At 67.3% G+C, this 16,052-nt stretch carries 14 protein-coding genes and 1 pseudogene; 6 read left to right on the top strand and 9 right to left on the bottom strand.

All coding sequences use genetic code 11. The features are described from left to right. Position 1: 1 nt before the first annotated feature. The 8 genes and pseudogenes from QHF85_RS33820 to QHF85_RS49845 all read right to left on the bottom strand — a co-directional run. A complete protein-coding gene (locus QHF85_RS33820; protein ID WP_281331529.1) occupies positions 2-1,006 on the bottom strand; it encodes an AraC family transcriptional regulator in 1,005 nt (334 codons plus the stop codon). A 51-nt stretch (positions 1,007-1,057) separates the two neighbouring features. Continuing rightward, entirely contained in the window at positions 1,058-1,819 is a 762-nt protein-coding gene (locus QHF85_RS33815; RefSeq protein WP_281331528.1) for a 2OG-Fe dioxygenase family protein, read from the bottom strand. A 10-nt stretch (positions 1,820-1,829) separates the two neighbouring features. Beyond that, entirely contained in the window at positions 1,830-3,254 is a 1,425-nt protein-coding gene (locus QHF85_RS33810; protein WP_281331527.1) for an amidase family protein, read from the bottom strand. Next, a complete protein-coding gene (locus tag QHF85_RS33805) occupies positions 3,251-3,871 on the bottom strand; it encodes a TetR/AcrR family transcriptional regulator (protein WP_281331526.1) in 621 nt (206 codons plus the stop codon). The genes QHF85_RS33810 and QHF85_RS33805 overlap by 4 nt, the downstream gene beginning before the upstream one ends. Before the next feature lie 112 nt (positions 3,872-3,983). After that, complete coding sequence (locus QHF85_RS33800; RefSeq protein WP_281331525.1) at positions 3,984-5,381, bottom strand: C1 family peptidase; 1,398 nt, start codon at positions 5,379-5,381, stop codon at positions 3,984-3,986. A gap of 106 nt (positions 5,382-5,487) precedes the next feature. After that, positions 5,488-6,768: a hypothetical protein gene (locus QHF85_RS33795; RefSeq protein ID WP_281331524.1), complete on the bottom strand. Its 1,281-nt coding sequence runs from the start codon at positions 6,766-6,768 to the stop codon at positions 5,488-5,490. Positions 6,769-6,879: 111 nt separating this feature from the next. Next, on the bottom strand, positions 6,880-7,230 hold the full coding sequence (locus QHF85_RS33790) for an SUMF1/EgtB/PvdO family nonheme iron enzyme (RefSeq protein WP_281331523.1): 351 nt from the start codon (positions 7,228-7,230) through the stop codon (positions 6,880-6,882). A gap of 62 nt (positions 7,231-7,292) precedes the next feature. Further along, positions 7,293-7,358, bottom strand: a pseudogene (locus tag QHF85_RS49845) (hypothetical protein); the annotation flags it as partial. Positions 7,359-7,606: 248 nt separating this feature from the next. Here QHF85_RS49845 and QHF85_RS33785 point away from each other — a divergent pair. From QHF85_RS33785 to QHF85_RS33770, 4 genes are all read left to right on the top strand, one after another. Next, positions 7,607-9,388, top strand: a complete 1,782-nt coding sequence (locus QHF85_RS33785; protein WP_281331522.1) for an ABC transporter ATP-binding protein — start codon at positions 7,607-7,609, stop codon at positions 9,386-9,388. Positions 9,389-9,485: 97 nt separating this feature from the next. Continuing rightward, a complete protein-coding gene (locus QHF85_RS33780) occupies positions 9,486-9,692 on the top strand; it encodes a microviridin/marinostatin family tricyclic proteinase inhibitor (RefSeq protein ID WP_281331521.1) in 207 nt (68 codons plus the stop codon). Positions 9,693-9,774: 82 nt separating this feature from the next. Beyond that, complete coding sequence (locus QHF85_RS33775) at positions 9,775-10,725, top strand: MvdC/MvdD family ATP grasp protein (protein ID WP_281331520.1); 951 nt, start codon at positions 9,775-9,777, stop codon at positions 10,723-10,725. Further along, positions 10,722-11,744 carry an MvdC/MvdD family ATP grasp protein gene (locus QHF85_RS33770; RefSeq protein ID WP_281331519.1) on the top strand — a complete coding sequence of 341 codons (1,023 nt, stop codon included), beginning with the start codon at positions 10,722-10,724 and terminating at the stop codon, positions 11,742-11,744. Before QHF85_RS33775 ends, QHF85_RS33770 begins: the two co-directional genes overlap by 4 nt. Here the strand turns inward: QHF85_RS33770 and QHF85_RS33765 are convergent. Beyond that, positions 11,704-12,525: a class I SAM-dependent methyltransferase gene (locus QHF85_RS33765; RefSeq protein WP_281331518.1), complete on the bottom strand. Its 822-nt coding sequence runs from the start codon at positions 12,523-12,525 to the stop codon at positions 11,704-11,706. The genes QHF85_RS33770 and QHF85_RS33765 overlap by 41 nt on opposite strands. 179 nt (positions 12,526-12,704) lie before the next feature. Between QHF85_RS33765 and QHF85_RS33760 the strand changes: the two genes are divergently transcribed. Together QHF85_RS33760 and QHF85_RS33755 are read left to right on the top strand one after the other, a co-directional pair. After that, entirely contained in the window at positions 12,705-13,742 is a 1,038-nt protein-coding gene (locus tag QHF85_RS33760) for a hypothetical protein (protein WP_281331517.1), read from the top strand. Between the two features lie 195 nt (positions 13,743-13,937). After that, positions 13,938-16,022 carry a glycogen debranching N-terminal domain-containing protein gene (locus QHF85_RS33755; protein WP_281331516.1) on the top strand — a complete coding sequence of 695 codons (2,085 nt, stop codon included), beginning with the start codon at positions 13,938-13,940 and terminating at the stop codon, positions 16,020-16,022. Positions 16,023-16,052 lie beyond the last annotated feature (30 nt).

Here is a 16,052-nt window from a genome sequence, read left to right as displayed (position 1 = left end):
GTCAGGGTTTGCGGAGCATGCCAGGGGTTCGCCCGGTCCAGCGCCGAAACGCGCGCGCAAAGTTCGCCGCGTCGGAGTAGCCGAGCCGCTCGGCGATTTGCTCGCGCGAGAGGCTCTCGTCCCGGAGGAGGAGCATGGCGCGCTCCTGCCGGAGCTCGTCGAGGATCTCGGAATAGGAGGTGTCCGCGTCCGCGAGGCGACGCTTCAGCGTGCGCGGCGAGACGCCGAGGTGCTGCGCGATCTCCTCGAGCGAGCGATATCCCTCCGGCAGCGGCAAGAGCTCGCGTACCCTCGCCGCCGTCCGATCGTCCCGCCCGAGGGCCTGCATTTCCCGCTCGCATTGCTCGCGCGCGAGCTGCATCGCCACCGGATCGGCCATGTCGAGGGGCAGATCCAGGACCGAGGAGGCGAAGACGATGCGGTTCGAGGGCTCGCCAAAATGAATCCGCCCCGGCGCGATCTGCGAAAACCGCGTGAAATAAGGGGGCTTTTCGAATGCGAGGTACGCGTCTCCCACGAGCTCCTGCTTCGTGATGTCCCGGCCGATCCGGGCAATGCCGACCATGAGCGCGATGAGAATGAACTCACGCGCTTCGCCGAGAGGCGCGCGCTCCTCGAAGACGAGGGACGCGGTATCGCCCTCGACGTGCAGGTGGAAGGCGAGCGCCGTGGTGCGGGTCGGCACGAAACGAATGGCGAGCTCGAGCGCCTGGCGGATCGTCCCGGCCGTCATGGCGGCGAACCCGAGATACCCGTGCGACGAGAGGCGCATCTGCAGGCCCATGAAAACCGCGAGCCCCGGCTCCCCGGTGAGCGCCGTCGCCCGCTTCACGAGCGTGCCCGTGGTGTCGAGGGTTATCCGGGCCGCCGGGTTCGTCAGGGATTCGCGCGTGAGCCCGAGCCCGGAGAGCAGCTCGTCGGGCGCGACACCCCACCGCGCCGCGAGATCGACCAGGTGCAGCGCATACGCCGCCGGCAGATCCCCCGTCGCGTTACCCACGCCCATGAGCGCAAGAGAATCGAATACGGCCGCCGCTGTCAAGAGGCGCGCGCGGGGTCACGGGTCCTGAAACCCATTTCTGCGGTACGTGAGGACCAACGTATCGCGATGTCCGTACGGCAGAGCCCCCGATTCTCCTCCGAGGAGCGGCTGGATCGGCGTGGACTCGTGGATCACGCGTTCGTCGTCGAGCAAGAGGAAGGACCAGGGCTCGGTGAGCGTGAAGCGGATCCCCTGCGGGCCACGCGCGTCGAAGACGCGGGTCTCCCCGCCGCGAATCCCGCTTCGCGCAATCAGGAACAGCGCCACGAAGTCGACGCCGTCGCGATGCGCCCCCTCCGGCGTGGGCCGGCCGATTCCCTCGCTCGTGTCGATGCGAAACTGGTGCGCCTCGACGTACCAGGGGCTCCGGGGGTGCCCGATCTCCGAGCAGACCCGCGCGAGCCCCGTGAGCAAGGCCGACCAGAACGGCTGCCCGATCAAGGTTTGCCGCATCGGCTCGAACCAGCGCTCCATGCCGCCGTGGAGCGCATTGTATTGCAGAGGTTGAAAGTGCGCGCGGTGCGGGACGAGCCGGCAGGAGGCCTCGTCGACGAGGAACGAAGCATGCCGGCGCCGCCGGTAGTGCCCGCTGTCCTTGAGGTACGGGTCGAGCGGCATGTCGTCCCATTCCGCGGCGAACGACGGGAGGTCCGGGCGCGACGCGCCTTCGAGGCCCTGAATCCAGGACGAGCTCGCGACGGCGAACCCCTGCCGGCGCACCGTTTCCACGATGTCGGAAGGCGGGGTGATCGGCGGTTCGAACTCGGCGGGCGACATGGGCGCTACCCTAGCACGGCCGCGGAGGCGCGCTCCCCTCCCGCGCGGCGCGCGTCACCGCTGGGAAGCGATGCCGCCACGGGGCGGCCTCTTCGAGCTGATAAGCGAGGCCGAGCAGGGTCGCCTCCTGCCCGAGCGGCGCGGCGAAATGGCTGCCGAGCGGTAAGCCCGATTCCGAGGAGCCGAGCGGCACGGACATGGCCGGCACACCTGCCATGCTGTGGATGGGCGTGTATCCCGCGAGCACCTCCGTGCGACGAATGAGCAGCTCGCGATCGAGCTCGGGCGCGAGCGTGCCGAGGTCGTACGGCGCCACGGGGAGGGTCGGGCACAAGAGGACGTCGTAGCTTTCCATGTAGGAAAGCATTCGCACGGACGCGTGGGCGAACGCGGCCTGCGCGCGCGCCTGGGCGCCCTCGGGCAAACTGCGAGAATGGTGGATCAGCGCAAGGGTGTAGGGCTCGAGGTCGTTCTCGCCGATGGGCCTTCCGAACATGCTCTCCAGCGTACGGGCGAGGTCGCGCATGAAGCAGCCTTCCAGCGTGAAAAACGCCTCGGAGAGCGACGCGCCGTCGACGGGCGGCGGCGGCGCTTCCACCACCTCGTGCCCGAGCTCGGCGCAGAGCCGCATCGTCTGCGCGAGCGAACGCATCACCTCGGGATCGGGCGCCCGCCCGAGGAGCGTCGTCGTGTACACGCCGATACGCAGCTTTCGATCGAGCGGACGATCCACGTATCCGACCCGAGGCATTGCGCCCGGGTCCTCCGTCAGCGATAACAAGAGCGCACTGTCACGCACGCTCCGGCTCACACAATGCTCGATGAGAATGCCCAATGGGTCGACGTACCCCGTGGACACGCACCGCCCGCGCCCCGGCTTGAAGCCGAAGAGACCGCAGGCGGACGCGGGGATCCGGATCGATCCTCCGCCGTCGTTCGCGTGTGCCATCGGCACCATCCCGCTCGCGACCGCGGCCGCGGCGCCGCCGGACGAACCCGTGGCCGATTTCGCGAGATCCCACGGATTGCGCGTGATCCCCGCGAGAAGGGTCTCGGTGCTGCCGAGCAGGCCGAACTCGCTCGTCGTGGTTTTTCCGAGCGTGATGAGCCCCGCGGCATCGAACCGCTCGGTATAAGGCGACCCGGCGGGCGCGACGTAATCGCGGAAGAGGCGCGAGCCCATCGTGAGCTTGTGCCCGGGATACGCGAGCACGTCCTTGAGGAGGAACGGCACGCCGCCGAGCGGCCCGGTAGGCCGCGCTCGGGCCTTCTCCCGGGCCGCGTCGAAGTCCACGCTCGCAATCGCGTGGACCACGGGTTCGAGTTTTTCGATACGCGCGATGGCCGCGTCCACGAGATCGAGCGCGCTCACCTCGCCCGACGTCACGAGGGCTGCCTGCCCGACCGCGTCGAGCTCCCAGAGATCTTGGCTCATGACTGCACCCATTTGGCAAAGCCGGACAAACCGGCGAGCTGATAACTCCAGAACCCTTGAAAGGCCTTGCGGATCTGCGCCTCGTCCTCGTGGGATTCGAGGATCGACACGATGGTGCGGACCGTGTTGCGGAAGATGGTTTGCAACACGAAACGCGCGACGGGGCTCACGCGCCTCTGCGGCGCGTCTTTGCGGAGCTTGGCGAGCGAGGGGCGCATGAGCTCCCGCACGAACGTCTCGGCGAACGGCTCGTGCCGCGAGCCCTCTGCCCGGTCGAGGAGCGTGATGACCTTCCAGCGATGCTCGATCCAGAAACGAAGCAGCTCCTCGCCGCGCTCCTCCGCGCCCGCGTCGAGCTCCGTGGGCGCGGGCGCGCGCACGAGCGCTTGCACGCGCCTGCGCGTGAGCCGGAGGAATTGCGCCGCGAATTCGTCCGGGAGCACGGCGTAGAACAGCGCGTCCTTGTGCTCGAAATACCGATAGATGTTGCCGGTCGAGACCCCGGCGCGCGTGGCGATGGCCGCCATCGTCGCGCCCTGGTACCCGGCCTCGGCAAACACTTCCTCGGCCGCGCGAAACACCCGCTCGCGCACCTGTTCGTTGAGCTGTCGTGCCACGTCGTCCCGCTCTCTAAAGTGAACAGTACGTTCACTTTAGGGGGACGTCAAGGGTGGGTGGGCGAAAAGTGAACGAGGCGTTCACTTTTCGCGGAGCGTGATTTCGGGGCGGCTACTCGTCTTCCTCTTCCTCGTCGCCCTCGTCCTCGTCTTCCTCGTCTTCCTCGTCGCCCTCGTCCTCGTCTTCCTCGTCCTCGTCGCTCTCGTCCTCGTCTTCTTCCTCCTCGTCGCCCTCATCCTCCGCGGGCTCGATCTGCCAGCGCTCGACGACGGCGTCGACGAAGGCCTGCTCCTCCTCGGAGACGTCATCGTCGGAGCCGACGATCTCCTGGAGCTGGGACGCGATTGAAGCGAGCACTTCCTGCGAAAACACCTCGCCGAGGATATCGATGGTCTCCTCGATGATCTTCTCGTCGTCGATGCGACGCAGCGCATTGCGGAGCACCTTCTCGGCGCCTTGCCGCGAGCCGAGCTGCTCGAGCACGGGCGTGATGTGGTCGGCCGTGGCCTGGAGCTCGCTCTCCGAGACGTCCCCGTCCGCCCCCGCAGCGACCAAGAACAAGAGCGAGAGCCGCACTTCGAGCGGGACGTCGCCCATCCGATCGAGCAGGCTCGCATATTCGTCCTCGTCGAGCTGCGCGAGGACGCTGGAGACGTCCTCCAGCACGGACTCCTCATCCTCGGACCACGTCTCCTCGTCGGGCGGGAGCATGTCGATGCGCTTGATGATCCACGAATCGCCGAAGTTGTATTCCTCGTTCATGAGGTATCGATAAGGGATGTAGCAATACCCCTTGTCGCCCCACTCCGGCCCCCAGGAGTTGCGGACGATGAAGACCTGGTCCGGGTCCGAGTAGCCGACGCAGAGCATTGCGTGCCCGCCGTGGCTCTCGCGCCCGGTCTCCCGCGTGGTCGGGACAGGAACGAGGCCCGCCGTCTTGTGCTTGTCGAACGAGGAGAAGAGCTTGACGCCGAAGATGATCGGGTGTCCCTCCGCGAGCGCCGTCTTCCAGGCGTCGAGATCCGTCGGGACGAGCTCGGTGTCCTCGATGAGGAACTGCGAGGCTTCCTGGTACGCCTCGTCCGAGGGCTGCTCATTGACGACCCCGGGGTCGAAGGCCCAGGTCTCCTCCGAGCACGCGCCGTACTTCTTCAGGCTCTCGATGACGGATTGCAGGACGCTGCCCTCGTCCGCGATGTTCTCGGGATCGTCGACGGCGCGGCCGTTGTAATAGATGAAGAGGCGGCTGACGTCGTAGGCCTCGTCCCCGAGGTGGCGCTTGACGAGGTACTCGTAGGCGCCCGCCGTCGCGTTGGCGGCGCAGCTGTTCGTTTCTTCTTGATTCTCGATCGGCGACATGAAGGGCCGGAGGTCGACCTTGGGAGGCAACCGCGAGACGCTGCCGCGGCCGACGACGTAACGCTTCGCCGCGGCCTTCGGCGGCGCGTACCGATATCCAAGGACGGCCCGTGACGAGCCGTCGGCTTGCGTGAAAGTGAACGTGTTCATTGCGGCTGTCCCTCGCTGCGCGGGAGTCACCCCGCGATCATTGGGGCTTCTCTTACAACAATCACCGAGGAAGGGGATACCCCAAAATGCTCCCCCGGGAGCAAGCTCAGAGGTAGACCCCACAGACGAGCCGCTGGAGGCGGATGCGCGAGGTCTGATCCACCTCCGAGACGACCGAATACACGAGGAGCACGGCGTTCCCTGTGGGGGATACGAGGACGGCGATGGGCTGGGACACGCTCGACTTTTCTTCGATTGTCGCCTCGATGTGGAAGTAGCCCCCCGCGCTGATGCGCGCCACCTCGATACGCGTGGAGGTCAGCGCGCCGGAAGACCACGCGACGACGAGATCGTCTTTCATGCGGCCGGCGCCCAGGGTCGCAGGATGAATGTCATTCGACTTCGCAATCTCGAACGGCCCGTCCACGAAGTTCCCCGCCGCGTCGAGTACCTGGGCCGAGAGCGAGGTCGAACCGAGGGCGTCCGTGCGCCCCCACGCGAGCCACGCGCCGTCACTGCGAGCCGCCATGGCGAGCCCCTGGATCGCCGCCTGGCCATCGAGGGTCGACGCGGCGAGCTCGGCGACGACCGGATTGCCATCGGTGACGCGCGCGACGACGACCTGCTTTGCGGTCGAGACCGAGCCCGTGCAGCCCGAAGCGCTCGCCGGCTCATTGCTCGCGAAGCCCACGAGCGCCCCTTTCGCCGTGGAGACCGCGTCCATCAGCACCTCGCCTTTCGTGCAACCGACGGGCGTGAAGCCTTCCGCTTTGGGGAGCTGTCCACTGTAGCGACCGAAGCCGACGAGGAGCTCGCTCATGGCCCCCTCGTGGGGACGTCCGTATCCGATGATATGCCCTTCGGTGTGCATTCGCAGGAGCGCCGCCTGGGTTCCGTCCAGCGGAAGGGGGGTGGATTTGGGAAGCATGCCCAGGGCGGGCAGGATCGAATACGAGATCGGAGCGGCGCCCATGTCGCGGAGCACCGAGAGCTCCATGCTCGCGCCCTTCGATACCGCGAAGGGCCCTTGCGCGTCGGCCAGCACGACATTCGACCCCTCGACCGGCGGCCATGTGTTCCACGGATCCAGAAAAAAGCGGAGGTGAATCTCGCCCAAGGCGCCCGCAGGCCCCTCCACCGGCCCCCCCATGAAAGCGAGCACCACGTTCTTTTCATCGAGGCCCGATCGCACGAGCTTCGGGGAGAGCGCCGACAGGTTCGGCGGCGTATCGAGGACCAGCGACTCCCCCGCGGGGAAGAAGAAATCACATACCGCCCAGCCAATGGTACCGCTCCCCCCTACCCCGGCCCCACCCGCCCCGACTCCGCCGGCCCCACCGGTCCCGCCTCCGCCGGTCCCGCCGGAGCCCGCCGACGTAGCATCCACTTGTTTGACCGTCTCAACGCCGCACCCTACCGCTGCGGCGAGCGCGACGCCCGACATCCAGGAATAACGACACGCCTGCATACGCATGTCGCCGAGATTACCACGATCCGCTCAGGGCAACGCGGATCTTCCTGCGCACCGGAAGCCGAGCCAGGACAGGCGCATCTCCGGCTCGCTGCGCAGACGGAGGGTCAATCGCTCGTCGCGGGGGACGTAATCGAACCAGGAGCCGCCGCGGAAGACGCGCTGCGCGGTCCCGGGCTTCTCGGCGTAATTGCTCGAGTAGCCGCTCGCCGTCCACTCCGAGACGTTCCCCGCCATGTCGAGCACCCCGAACGGGCTCGCGCCCTTGGGAAACCGGCCGACGGAGGCCGTCGACGGATATCCGTCGTCCCCCGGGTACATCGAGGAGGAAGGTTCGCGTACGTCCGCGCCCGCATTTCGATCGGCGCGGGCTCGCATTTCTTCGCGTCGACACACGCCTTGTACGCGCCGACCGTGACCTCGGTGCGATCCATGCAAAACGACTCGACCGCGGCATCGTGCACGGGCTTTTCGTCAGGGTCGTCGTAAGGGTAGCTCGATCCCATCTTGACGATGCCGACGCGACGGACGAAGGCGCCGGCGCCGCGGAGGACGACGAGCCGGCCGCACCGCTACGGTGATTCTCCGGCGCAGAGGACGCCGAGGGCCATGCCCAAGAGCCGCAAGAACGAACGAGGAGCCCTCGGATCCATGGCGCGCATCCTCGCACCGCCGCCGCGTCGACGTCCAGTGTCCAATCCTCGGGGCACGCGGCGTAAGGGCTCGTGTTCTCGACTTCGAGGTCCTCGCCCCCGTGCCCGAGCCCCCCGCTTTCCCCCTTCGATCCCGGCTCGCCCGCACGGTCGCGCTCGCGTGGCGCGCGAGCCCATTCGCCCTCGCGGCCATGATCCTCGCCGCCCTGCTCGCGGGCGCCGCGCCGACCGGCATGGCCTGGTACGCCCGCCGCGTCCTCGACGGCGTCGCCCGCGGCGAAAGGCACGTGGTCGTCGTCGGTATCGTCGCGGAGGCGGTACTCCTCTTTCTCACGTACGTCGCCGGGGGCCTGAACCAGTTCGCCACCGCGCGCCTCCGCCTCGCGCTCGGCTTCGTCCTTCAGCGGGCGATCCTCGAAAAGGCGATCGCGGTTCCTTATGCCTGCTTCGAGGACGCAGGCTTTTACGACGCGCTCACGCGGGCGCGGCGGGAGGCCGTCGGTCGTCCGGTAGCGCTGCTCGCCGGTTTTTTCGCAATGGCGCAAGCCTTCGCGGTCCTCGCTGGCTCGGCGGCGCTCCTCTTTCGGTTCTCGCCGCTCTCCGCGCTCGCGATCCTCCTCGCCGCGCTGCCAAGCTTCTTCACGGAGACGCGCTTCGCGACCGCGCTCTTCCGTCTCCAGAATCAGCGCGCCACCGAGGCGCGGGAGCAAGCCTATCTGGAGCAAATCCTCACCCGCGACGACCATGCCAAGGAGGTGCGCCTTTTCGGTACGGGACCGATGTTCCTCGAGCGCGCGCGGCGGGTATTTTCGCTCGTATTCGAGGAGGATCAGGCCCTCGCGCGGAGGCGGCTCGTCGTGGGCCTCGTCGCGGACCTCGTCGCGCTCGCTCTTTTCTACGCGGTCTACGTCTCCGTGGCATTTCGAGCCCTCACGGGGGCGCTCACCGTCGGGGACCTCGGCCTCGCGCTCGTCACGTTCAAGCAGGGGGACGGCGCATGGAAGCAGGCGCTCGGCAGCTTGCGCGGGCTCTACATGGACCAGCAGTACCTCGGAAACCTTTATGGGTTCCTCGATCTCCCGGTCCCGGGCCAAAGACCGATCCTCCCCGCGGCACGCGCGCGCGAGGAGCAGGGGCTCCGCTTCGAAAACGTCGGCTTCACGTACCCGGGAGCGAAACGCCCTGCGCTCGTGGGCGTCGATTTTTTCCTTGCCCCGGGGAAGAAGCTCGCCATCGTCGGCGAGAATGGCTCCGGCAAGTCGACGATCCTGAAGCTCGTCGCCGGCCTTTACGAGCCCACCGACGGGCGCATTTTCCTCGACGGGCGGGAGATCTCCGCCTGGGATCCCGAGGCGCTCCGCGCGCGGCTCGCCGTGGTGTTCCAGGACTTCGTTCGTTATCAGCTCCCGGTCCGCGAAAACGTCGCCCCGCGCGCCGCCGAGGACGCGGTGCCGGACGAGGCGATCACGCGCGCGCTCGCGCGCAGCGAGGCGGCCCCGGTCGTCGAAAAGCTCTCGCGGGGCCTCGATCAGCGGCTCGGCAAATGGTTCCCCGGCGGCGTCGATCTCTCGGGCGGCGAGTGGCAAAAGCTCGCCCTCGCGCGGGCGTTTCTCCGAGAAAAAGCCGATCTGCTCCTCTTCGACGAGCCGACCGCGGCGATCGATCCTGCCGCGGAGGCGGCGCTCTTCACGCGCGTCCGTTCCGAGACGGTGGGCCGCATGGCGATCCTCGTTTCGCATCGATTCTCCACGGTCCGGCTCGCCGACGAGATCCTCGTGATGGAGGGCGGGCGCGTCGCGGAGCGGGGCGACCACGACGCGCTCCTCCGCGCGGAGGGTCGTTATGCGGCCCTCTTCCGCCTCCAGGCGGCCGGCTACCAGTGACGAAACAAAATTTCGACGACCTGTCCAATCCCCGCGGGCCGGCGCGTAAGGCTGGATGTCGAGAGACTCGACGTGACCGCATCGAAGGAGAACCCGCATGTCCCTACCCAATGACGACCAGAACATGACCCCGCTCTTCGCTTACCTGCTCGTCGACGACGAGCAGACGCCGGCGACGGAGATGAACACGAGCGGCGGCGGTACGGCCCCGACGACCCATTGCCTCGACAGCGAGTGCACCAAGAAGTACCCGTCCGACGCGGACGATTGCTACACGTACAAGCCCTACTGCGATTACACCTGACCATCGATCGATCCCGAGGAGCCATGGCGCGTCACGAGCATCGCAGCGCGACGACCTCGCTCGCACGGATCGAGTGACCGGTATGGCTTCACGGATCGTGTTGTTGCTCTCCCACGCGAGAGAGCCATTCGTCACCGAGCGCGTCGCGGAAGAGCTCCGCCGCCGCGGCGCGCTCCCTCATCGCCTCGATACCGATCGCCTCTTCGAGGACGGTACGTTCGGCATCTCGCTCGCCGCAAAGGACCCCGGCACGGTATGGGTGCGCGGCGAACGCCTGCGGCCGGACGCCATATGGCTCTGGCGCGTGTGGCCGCGCATCGAGGCGAAGGGAATGGCGGCGGAGAAGGAGGTCGTGAACCGGGAAGCGGGCGCTCTCTTTTTCGGGGCACTCGCGCTCCTCGAAGGTCGATGGGTCGACGCGCCCGAGCGCGCCCGCGCCGCGGAGAACAAGCTGCTCCAGCTCCGGCTCGCGCGGGAATGCGGGCTCCGGATCCCCGACACGCGGTTCACCTCGGATCCGGACGCGGCGCGCGCGCTCTTCGAGGCGCACGAGGGGCGCGTCGTGTGCAAGCTGCACGCGCCGCTCGAATACGGAATGCAAGCGGGACGCGCGTTCCCGACACGTCGTTTGCGTACCAAGGATCTCGCGCACCTCGACGCCTTGCGAAGGGGGCCGATGATCTTCCAGGAGGAGATCCCGAAGGCCCTGGAGCTGCGCGTCGCGTGGGCCGGCGGGGCCGCCTGGACCGGCGCCCTCGACGGGAAAGAATGCGGCGCCGATTGGCGCTTTTCACAGGCGGGATCCTGGAAGCCACACGCGCTCGACGTGGCGACGAAAGGGAAGCTCGCCGAGCTCATGAGGCGCCTCGGGCTCCGGCAAGGCTGCCTCGATTTGATCGTGACGCCGGGCGGCGAGACGGTGTTCCTCGAAGTGAACCCCACCGGCGAGTGGGGGATGCTCGAAGCCGAGCTCGGGCTCCCGATCGCCGCTTCGCTCGCAGAAACCCTCCTCCGGGAAGACGACGAACCATGAAAGTCCTCATTCTCACGCACAAGAACGACGCCCCTCCCTTCATCGAGCGCGTGGCCGCAGAGATTCGCAGCCGCGGCGCCGAGCCGGTCGTCTTCCACCTGAACGATTTTCCGGTGAAGGCGACGATCACGTTCGGTCAGGAGTCGGACGGCGAGTGGTTCCTGTTCAATGGCCACGCGATCGGCGAAGGCGACGCGATCTGGGGGCGCCGTTATCACCAGGGGGTCGGTTTTCCCGAGAAGATGCACCCGGGCCACAAGCAGATGGCCCTCGCGGAGTCGGACCGGTTTCTCCATGGCGCGCTCGCCGCCTGCCCCGCATTCAAAGTGGACGCCTATGCGCGGGTCCGAGCGAGCGACCACAAGCCGCTGCACCAGCGCATCTTCCGGGAGGCCGGAATTCGAACGCCCCGCACGCTCGGCACGAACGATCCGGCGAAGGCGCGCGCGTTCCTTTCGAGCTGCCCGAACGGCGCCATCGTGAAGATGCTGAGCGCGGAGCCTTTCGTGAAGGACGACGGCAAGCTCCAGGTGGTGATGACGAGCGAGGTGCGCCCGGAGACGGCGGAGCGGCTCGAACAGCTCCGCCTCTGCCCGATGTACTTCCAGGAGCGCGTCGAGAAAGCGTTCGAGGTGCGCGCGACCGTGTTCGGCACGAAGATCTTCGCCGCGCGCATCGACTCGCAACAAGTCGAGGGGGCGGACGTGGACTGGCGAAACAAGGGGCTCGCGATGATCGATCAATGGCGCCACCACGACCTGCCGAGACACGTCGAGGACGCGCTCGGTCGTTACCAGGAGGCCATGGGAATGCAATACGGCGCGGCCGATTTCATCGTGACGCCGGAGGGCGAGCACGTGCTGCTCGAAGTGAACCCGGCCGGGGAGTTTTTCTGGCTCGAAGCAAACCCGCCGCATCACCCGATGGTCGCCGCCCTCGTCGACGTGCTCGTGGGCGCCCCCGGGGCGCGAAGGCGCACTATCCAAACCGATAACGCACGATCCGACCCGCTTTTTTGAGGGCCGGGATCGACAAGAAGATGCGGGAGAGCAGGCGCGTCGCCCTCGACATCCTGGCGAGCTGCGCCGGATCGTGGCTCGACACTTCCCCCACGAACACGAGCTTCGGGACCTGCGCTTCGAGGTCGTGGGGATCGTCGAGGCCCCAGTGCACGGACGCGCCCGTGGCCCGGATCGATTGATGACGCCGGAGGAGCCGCACGCCAAAGCGGCTGTAGCAGTCGAAGCCCATGTCGCCCGCCGGGAAATGCGCCGTGATGCGGTTGAAGAGGCGCGGGACCTCGTCCTCGCGTAGATAGGGCAGGACGCCCTCGGCAACGATCATCGCCGGACGATCCGCCGGCACCGCGTCGAGCCATTGCGGATCCGTGAGCGACGTGCCGAGGAGGGTAGAGCCGGCGCGCTCCGGATAGAGGCGACCGCGCAGCGCGATGACCTCCGGATAGTCGACGTCGAACCAGCGGACGCTCGCCGGCGGATCGACCCGAAAGACCCGGCTGTCAAGCCCGCAGCCGAGATGCAGCACGATTGCGTCGGGGTGGCGGCCGATGAATTCTCGAGTCCAGTTGTCGAGGAGATGCGCGCGGATGGCCAGGGAGATCATGTCGTCCCGGCGGACCTTCAGCTTCGAAAAATCGTAGTTCACCCGGGCGATGGCTTCGGCGGCGAAGCGATCGCGCAGGAGGGAGTCGGGCATGCGGCTCTCTTCGGCCTTGCCGTACACCGTGAGGAGAAGGGTCTCTTTCTCCTCGCGCAGCGTCACCTTTTCGTCTGGCGTCATGTCCATCCCATACCACGACGAAGCGTCGGAATGCGGTCCATGCTTCAGCGGCTTTCGAAGATCTTCCGCGAGGCGAGGCCGCGTGCCGCCTGGAGGACCGTTCTCACGATGGAACCATTGACGCGGCGGCCGGCCCGTGAGACCCCGGATCGCCGACGCGGGTCGGCGGAGGTCCCACGGTGAGACAACAACACTACCGTTTTGCGCATCAGGTCTTGATGAGCGCCGTGCTGCGTGACCCGTCCGGGTGGTGGGCGGCCGCGGCGGCCCAGGGAAACGCGATGCTGCAGCAGGCGTGGGCCGCCGCCGGCGAGGGCCTCGGGCCCGAGGATCGCGCGGACGGCACGGCGCTCACGCTCGCGCCGGTGTACCCCGCACCCGGTGTCGAGGCGCTCCTCATCACTCTGCCGCCCCCGCAGGCGCCCACCGAGTGCCATTACATCGCCCTCGTGCGCGCGGCCGGCCAGCCGCCCCGCTATTTCGTGGCGGAGCGGGGCATCGAGGGGGAGGGCGGCGCACAGCGGGCGTACTGGGCCGAGTGGCGTTTTTCGCCGGGCGGAGGGATCATGCGCATGCGCGGCGCCGATCTGCCCGCCATCAGCCCCGAGGCATTCGTCGCCGCGGCCGTCGCGTCGTGCGGCGCGGCGCCCCCCGCCCCGCAAGCCGCTCCGTGGCAAGGCAGCCGGCCGAACACGCCTGCGAAGGTGAACCGTGTCGGGCTGTTCCTCGGGGCCGGCTGTTTTACCCTGTTCCTGTTCGTGGCGAGCATTGGCGGGTATCTCCTCTACCAGGAAGAGGGGCGCGGCCTGCACGTCCCCGATACCGAGGTCGCGAGCGTGGCCATCGAGCCGGACAAACCTTTTCAAATTCAGTTCAAATGGGACGGCACGGGGTACGCGTTCAACAACGTCTGGCTCGTGGTCGACGAGGGGACCACGAGCGGCGCGAACTTCAAGGTCGGCGGCAACGTCTCGTGCTCCCGCGGGAGCCGGGCGGAGAAGGTCGACGCGAGCCTCACACGCTACGGGGCGCACAACGTCGAGCGGAAGAGCGGAGCCGGGTTCTCCGCTTGGCTCTACTTGATGGACGAGTACGAGCATTCGTCGAGCCGGCCCATCGAATGCTCGGGCGTGATTGCGCCCACCGAGGGCACGTGGACGAAAGCCCGTATCGTCGTCACCCAGCGGCAGCGTCCCAGCGATTGGTTTGCCCAATAAGCAGTTCGATTCGCGCGTGGGGGACGCGCGCGCCTGCGTACGCTCGGGATCGAGCGCCGCAGCCATCGGCGCACGAGCTCGCTGGATCCGCCTCCGTTTCGCCTCTCTGCCTTCCCTGGATCGGGCACCTTGCGACCCTGCCCGGCGCGCCGCAAGTACGCCTGCGAAAAAGACGGAGCGCGGAGGGAGTGCCTCGTGGCCGAAGGGATGATCAGCATCCTCGATGGGGCGACGTTCGTCACGTCCAATCGAACGGGGGACATCGACGCGGCGCCCGATCAGCCGCACGGGCTCTTCTACAAAGACACGCGCCACCTCTCGCGCTGGACCCTCCGCGTCGATGGTCAGTGCCCCGCCTTGCTCACCGCGGACAACGTGGAGTACCACTTCGCTCAGTTTTTCCTGTTCCCGCGTACCGGGAGCATCTACGAAAATCCCTATCTCTCGATCATCCGCCGCCGTCATGCAGGCACTGGCTTCCGCGAGGACATCGAGGTCATCAACCATTCCATGAAGCCGACCACGATCGAGCTTCGCATCGAGGCCGCCGCCGATTTCGCCGATCTGTTCGAGGTCAAGGACGCGCTCGCCAAGAAGGGGGAGCTCTACCGCGAGGTCCGGGGGCAAGACCTCCTGCTCGGATATCGTCGGGAGACCTTCGTGCGGCAAACCCTCATCCATTCCAGCCAACCCGCCGACGTGAGCGAGGAAGGCTTCGTTTTCAAGATCGAGATCCAGCCGAAGGCCACGTGGACGACGACGTTGTCCGTACGCCCCCTGGTCGGTCACGTCACGGCGCTCGAACCGACGGAGCTGATCAAGCGAAACCTGCGCGAAGACTTCACGCGATGGATAGAAAATGCGCCGCTCGTGAGCAGCGATCCGCCCATCATCCAGCAGGCATACCTCCGGAGCATCGTCGACCTCGCCGCCCTTCGCTTCTACCCCTACCCCGACGTCTTCCCGCACTTCGCGCTTCCGGCCGCAGGGCTGCCCTGGTTCATGGCGCTCTTCGGCCGCGATAGCTTGATCACGAGTTATCAAGCGCTGCCCTTCCTCCCCGAGCTCGCCGCGACCTCGCTCGTCGTGCTCGGGGAGAGGCAGGGCCGCGCATGCGACGATTTCCGCGACGAGGAGCCGGGGAAGATCCTGCACGAGCTGCGCTTCGGCGAGCTCACCGCCTTCGGCGAGAGGCCGCAGTCACCTTATTATGGCACCGCCGACGCGACCCCACTCTTCCTGATCCTGCTCGACGAATACGAGCGATGGACCGGCGACGCGGCGCTCGTACGTCGCCTGGAGAAGGTCGCGCGCGCCGCGCTTGCGTGGATCGACCGGTACGGCGATCGCGACGGAGACGGATACATCGAATACGAACGGAAGGCCGAGACCGGCCTCGAGAACCAATGCTGGAAGGATTCCTCGAACGCGATCCTGTTCGCAGACGGGACGCTCGCGGAGGCGCCGCGTGCGACCTGTGAGCTGCAGGGGTACGCGTACGACGCCAAGATCCGGTGTGCGCGGCTCGCACGGTCGATCTTCGGAGACACGGCCCTCGCCGAGAGATTGGAGCGCGAGGCGGCCGACCTCAAGGCGAGATTCAATCGAGATTTCTGGATTCCGGAGCGAGGCTTCTTTGCTCTCGCGCTCGACGGTCGAAAGCGCAAGGTCGACAGCCTCACGTCGAACATCGGACACCTCCTGTGGAGCGGGATCGTCGAGGACGACAAGGTCGAATCGATCGTCCGCCACCTCATGGGCCCGGCGCTCTTCTCCGGCTGGGGCGTCCGAACCATGGCCGAGGGCGAAGCTGGGTTCAATCCGATCGAATATCACAACGGAACGGTCTGGCCCCACGACAACGCCCTCATCGCAGCGGGGCTCTCGCGGTATGGTCATCGCGAGGAGGCCAGCCGCATCTGCGCCGCACTCTTCGAGGCCGCGATGTTCTTCCGTTATCGCCTGCCGGAGGTCTTCGCCGGCTACGAGCGCAAGAAGACCGGCTTTCCCGTCGAGTACCCGACGGCGTCGAGCCCGCAGGCCTGGGCTTCGGGAGCGCCCCTGCTCGCCATTCGCGTCCTTCTGGGTCTCGAGCCGAAGGGCGAAGAGCTGACATCGGCGCCCGTGTTACCGGACAACATCGCGTCGCTCGCCGTCCGCCGTGTGCCGGGACGATGGGAGCCCGCCGATGTGAGCGCAGCGCGCCCGGATGCCCGGACGCGCATCGACCTGCTTCGAGATTGGCTCGCCGAGAGGGAGGAGGGCCGAAAGGCCGCTTGAGCTTCGATCTTCTATGCGCCGGGGCGGCGC

Origin of the sequence: Polyangium sp. 6x1 (assembly GCF_029946515.1) — a bacterium.
Taxonomy (GTDB): Bacteria; Myxococcota_A; Polyangia; order Polyangiales; family Polyangiaceae; genus Polyangium.
Note: the sequence above shows the minus strand (reverse complement) of the source record. Positions and strands in the feature narration are given on the sequence as shown.

Bases quoted from the DNA above. Each gene is read 5' to 3' on its own strand.
- QHF85_RS33780 (WP_281331521.1), top strand. From the start codon at position 9,486: ATGTCCCTACCCAATGACGACCAGAACATGACCCCGCTCTTCGCTTAC.
- QHF85_RS33815 (WP_281331528.1), bottom strand. From the start codon at position 1,819: ATGTCGCCCGCCGAGTTCGAACCGCCGATCACCCCGCCTTCCGACATC.
- QHF85_RS33820 (WP_281331529.1), bottom strand. From the start codon at position 1,006: ATGGGCGTGGGTAACGCGACGGGGGATCTGCCGGCGGCGTATGCGCTG.
- QHF85_RS33790 (WP_281331523.1), bottom strand. From the start codon at position 7,230: ATGCGAGCCCGCGCCGATCGAAATGCGGGCGCGGACGTACGCGAACCT.
- QHF85_RS33810 (WP_281331527.1), bottom strand. From the start codon at position 3,254: ATGAGCCAAGATCTCTGGGAGCTCGACGCGGTCGGGCAGGCAGCCCTC.
- QHF85_RS33800 (WP_281331525.1), bottom strand. From the start codon at position 5,381: ATGAACACGTTCACTTTCACGCAAGCCGACGGCTCGTCACGGGCCGTC.
- QHF85_RS33775 (WP_281331520.1), top strand. From the start codon at position 9,775: ATGGCTTCACGGATCGTGTTGTTGCTCTCCCACGCGAGAGAGCCATTC.
- QHF85_RS33770 (WP_281331519.1), top strand. From the start codon at position 10,722: ATGAAAGTCCTCATTCTCACGCACAAGAACGACGCCCCTCCCTTCATC.
- QHF85_RS33765 (WP_281331518.1), bottom strand. From the start codon at position 12,525: ATGACGCCAGACGAAAAGGTGACGCTGCGCGAGGAGAAAGAGACCCTT.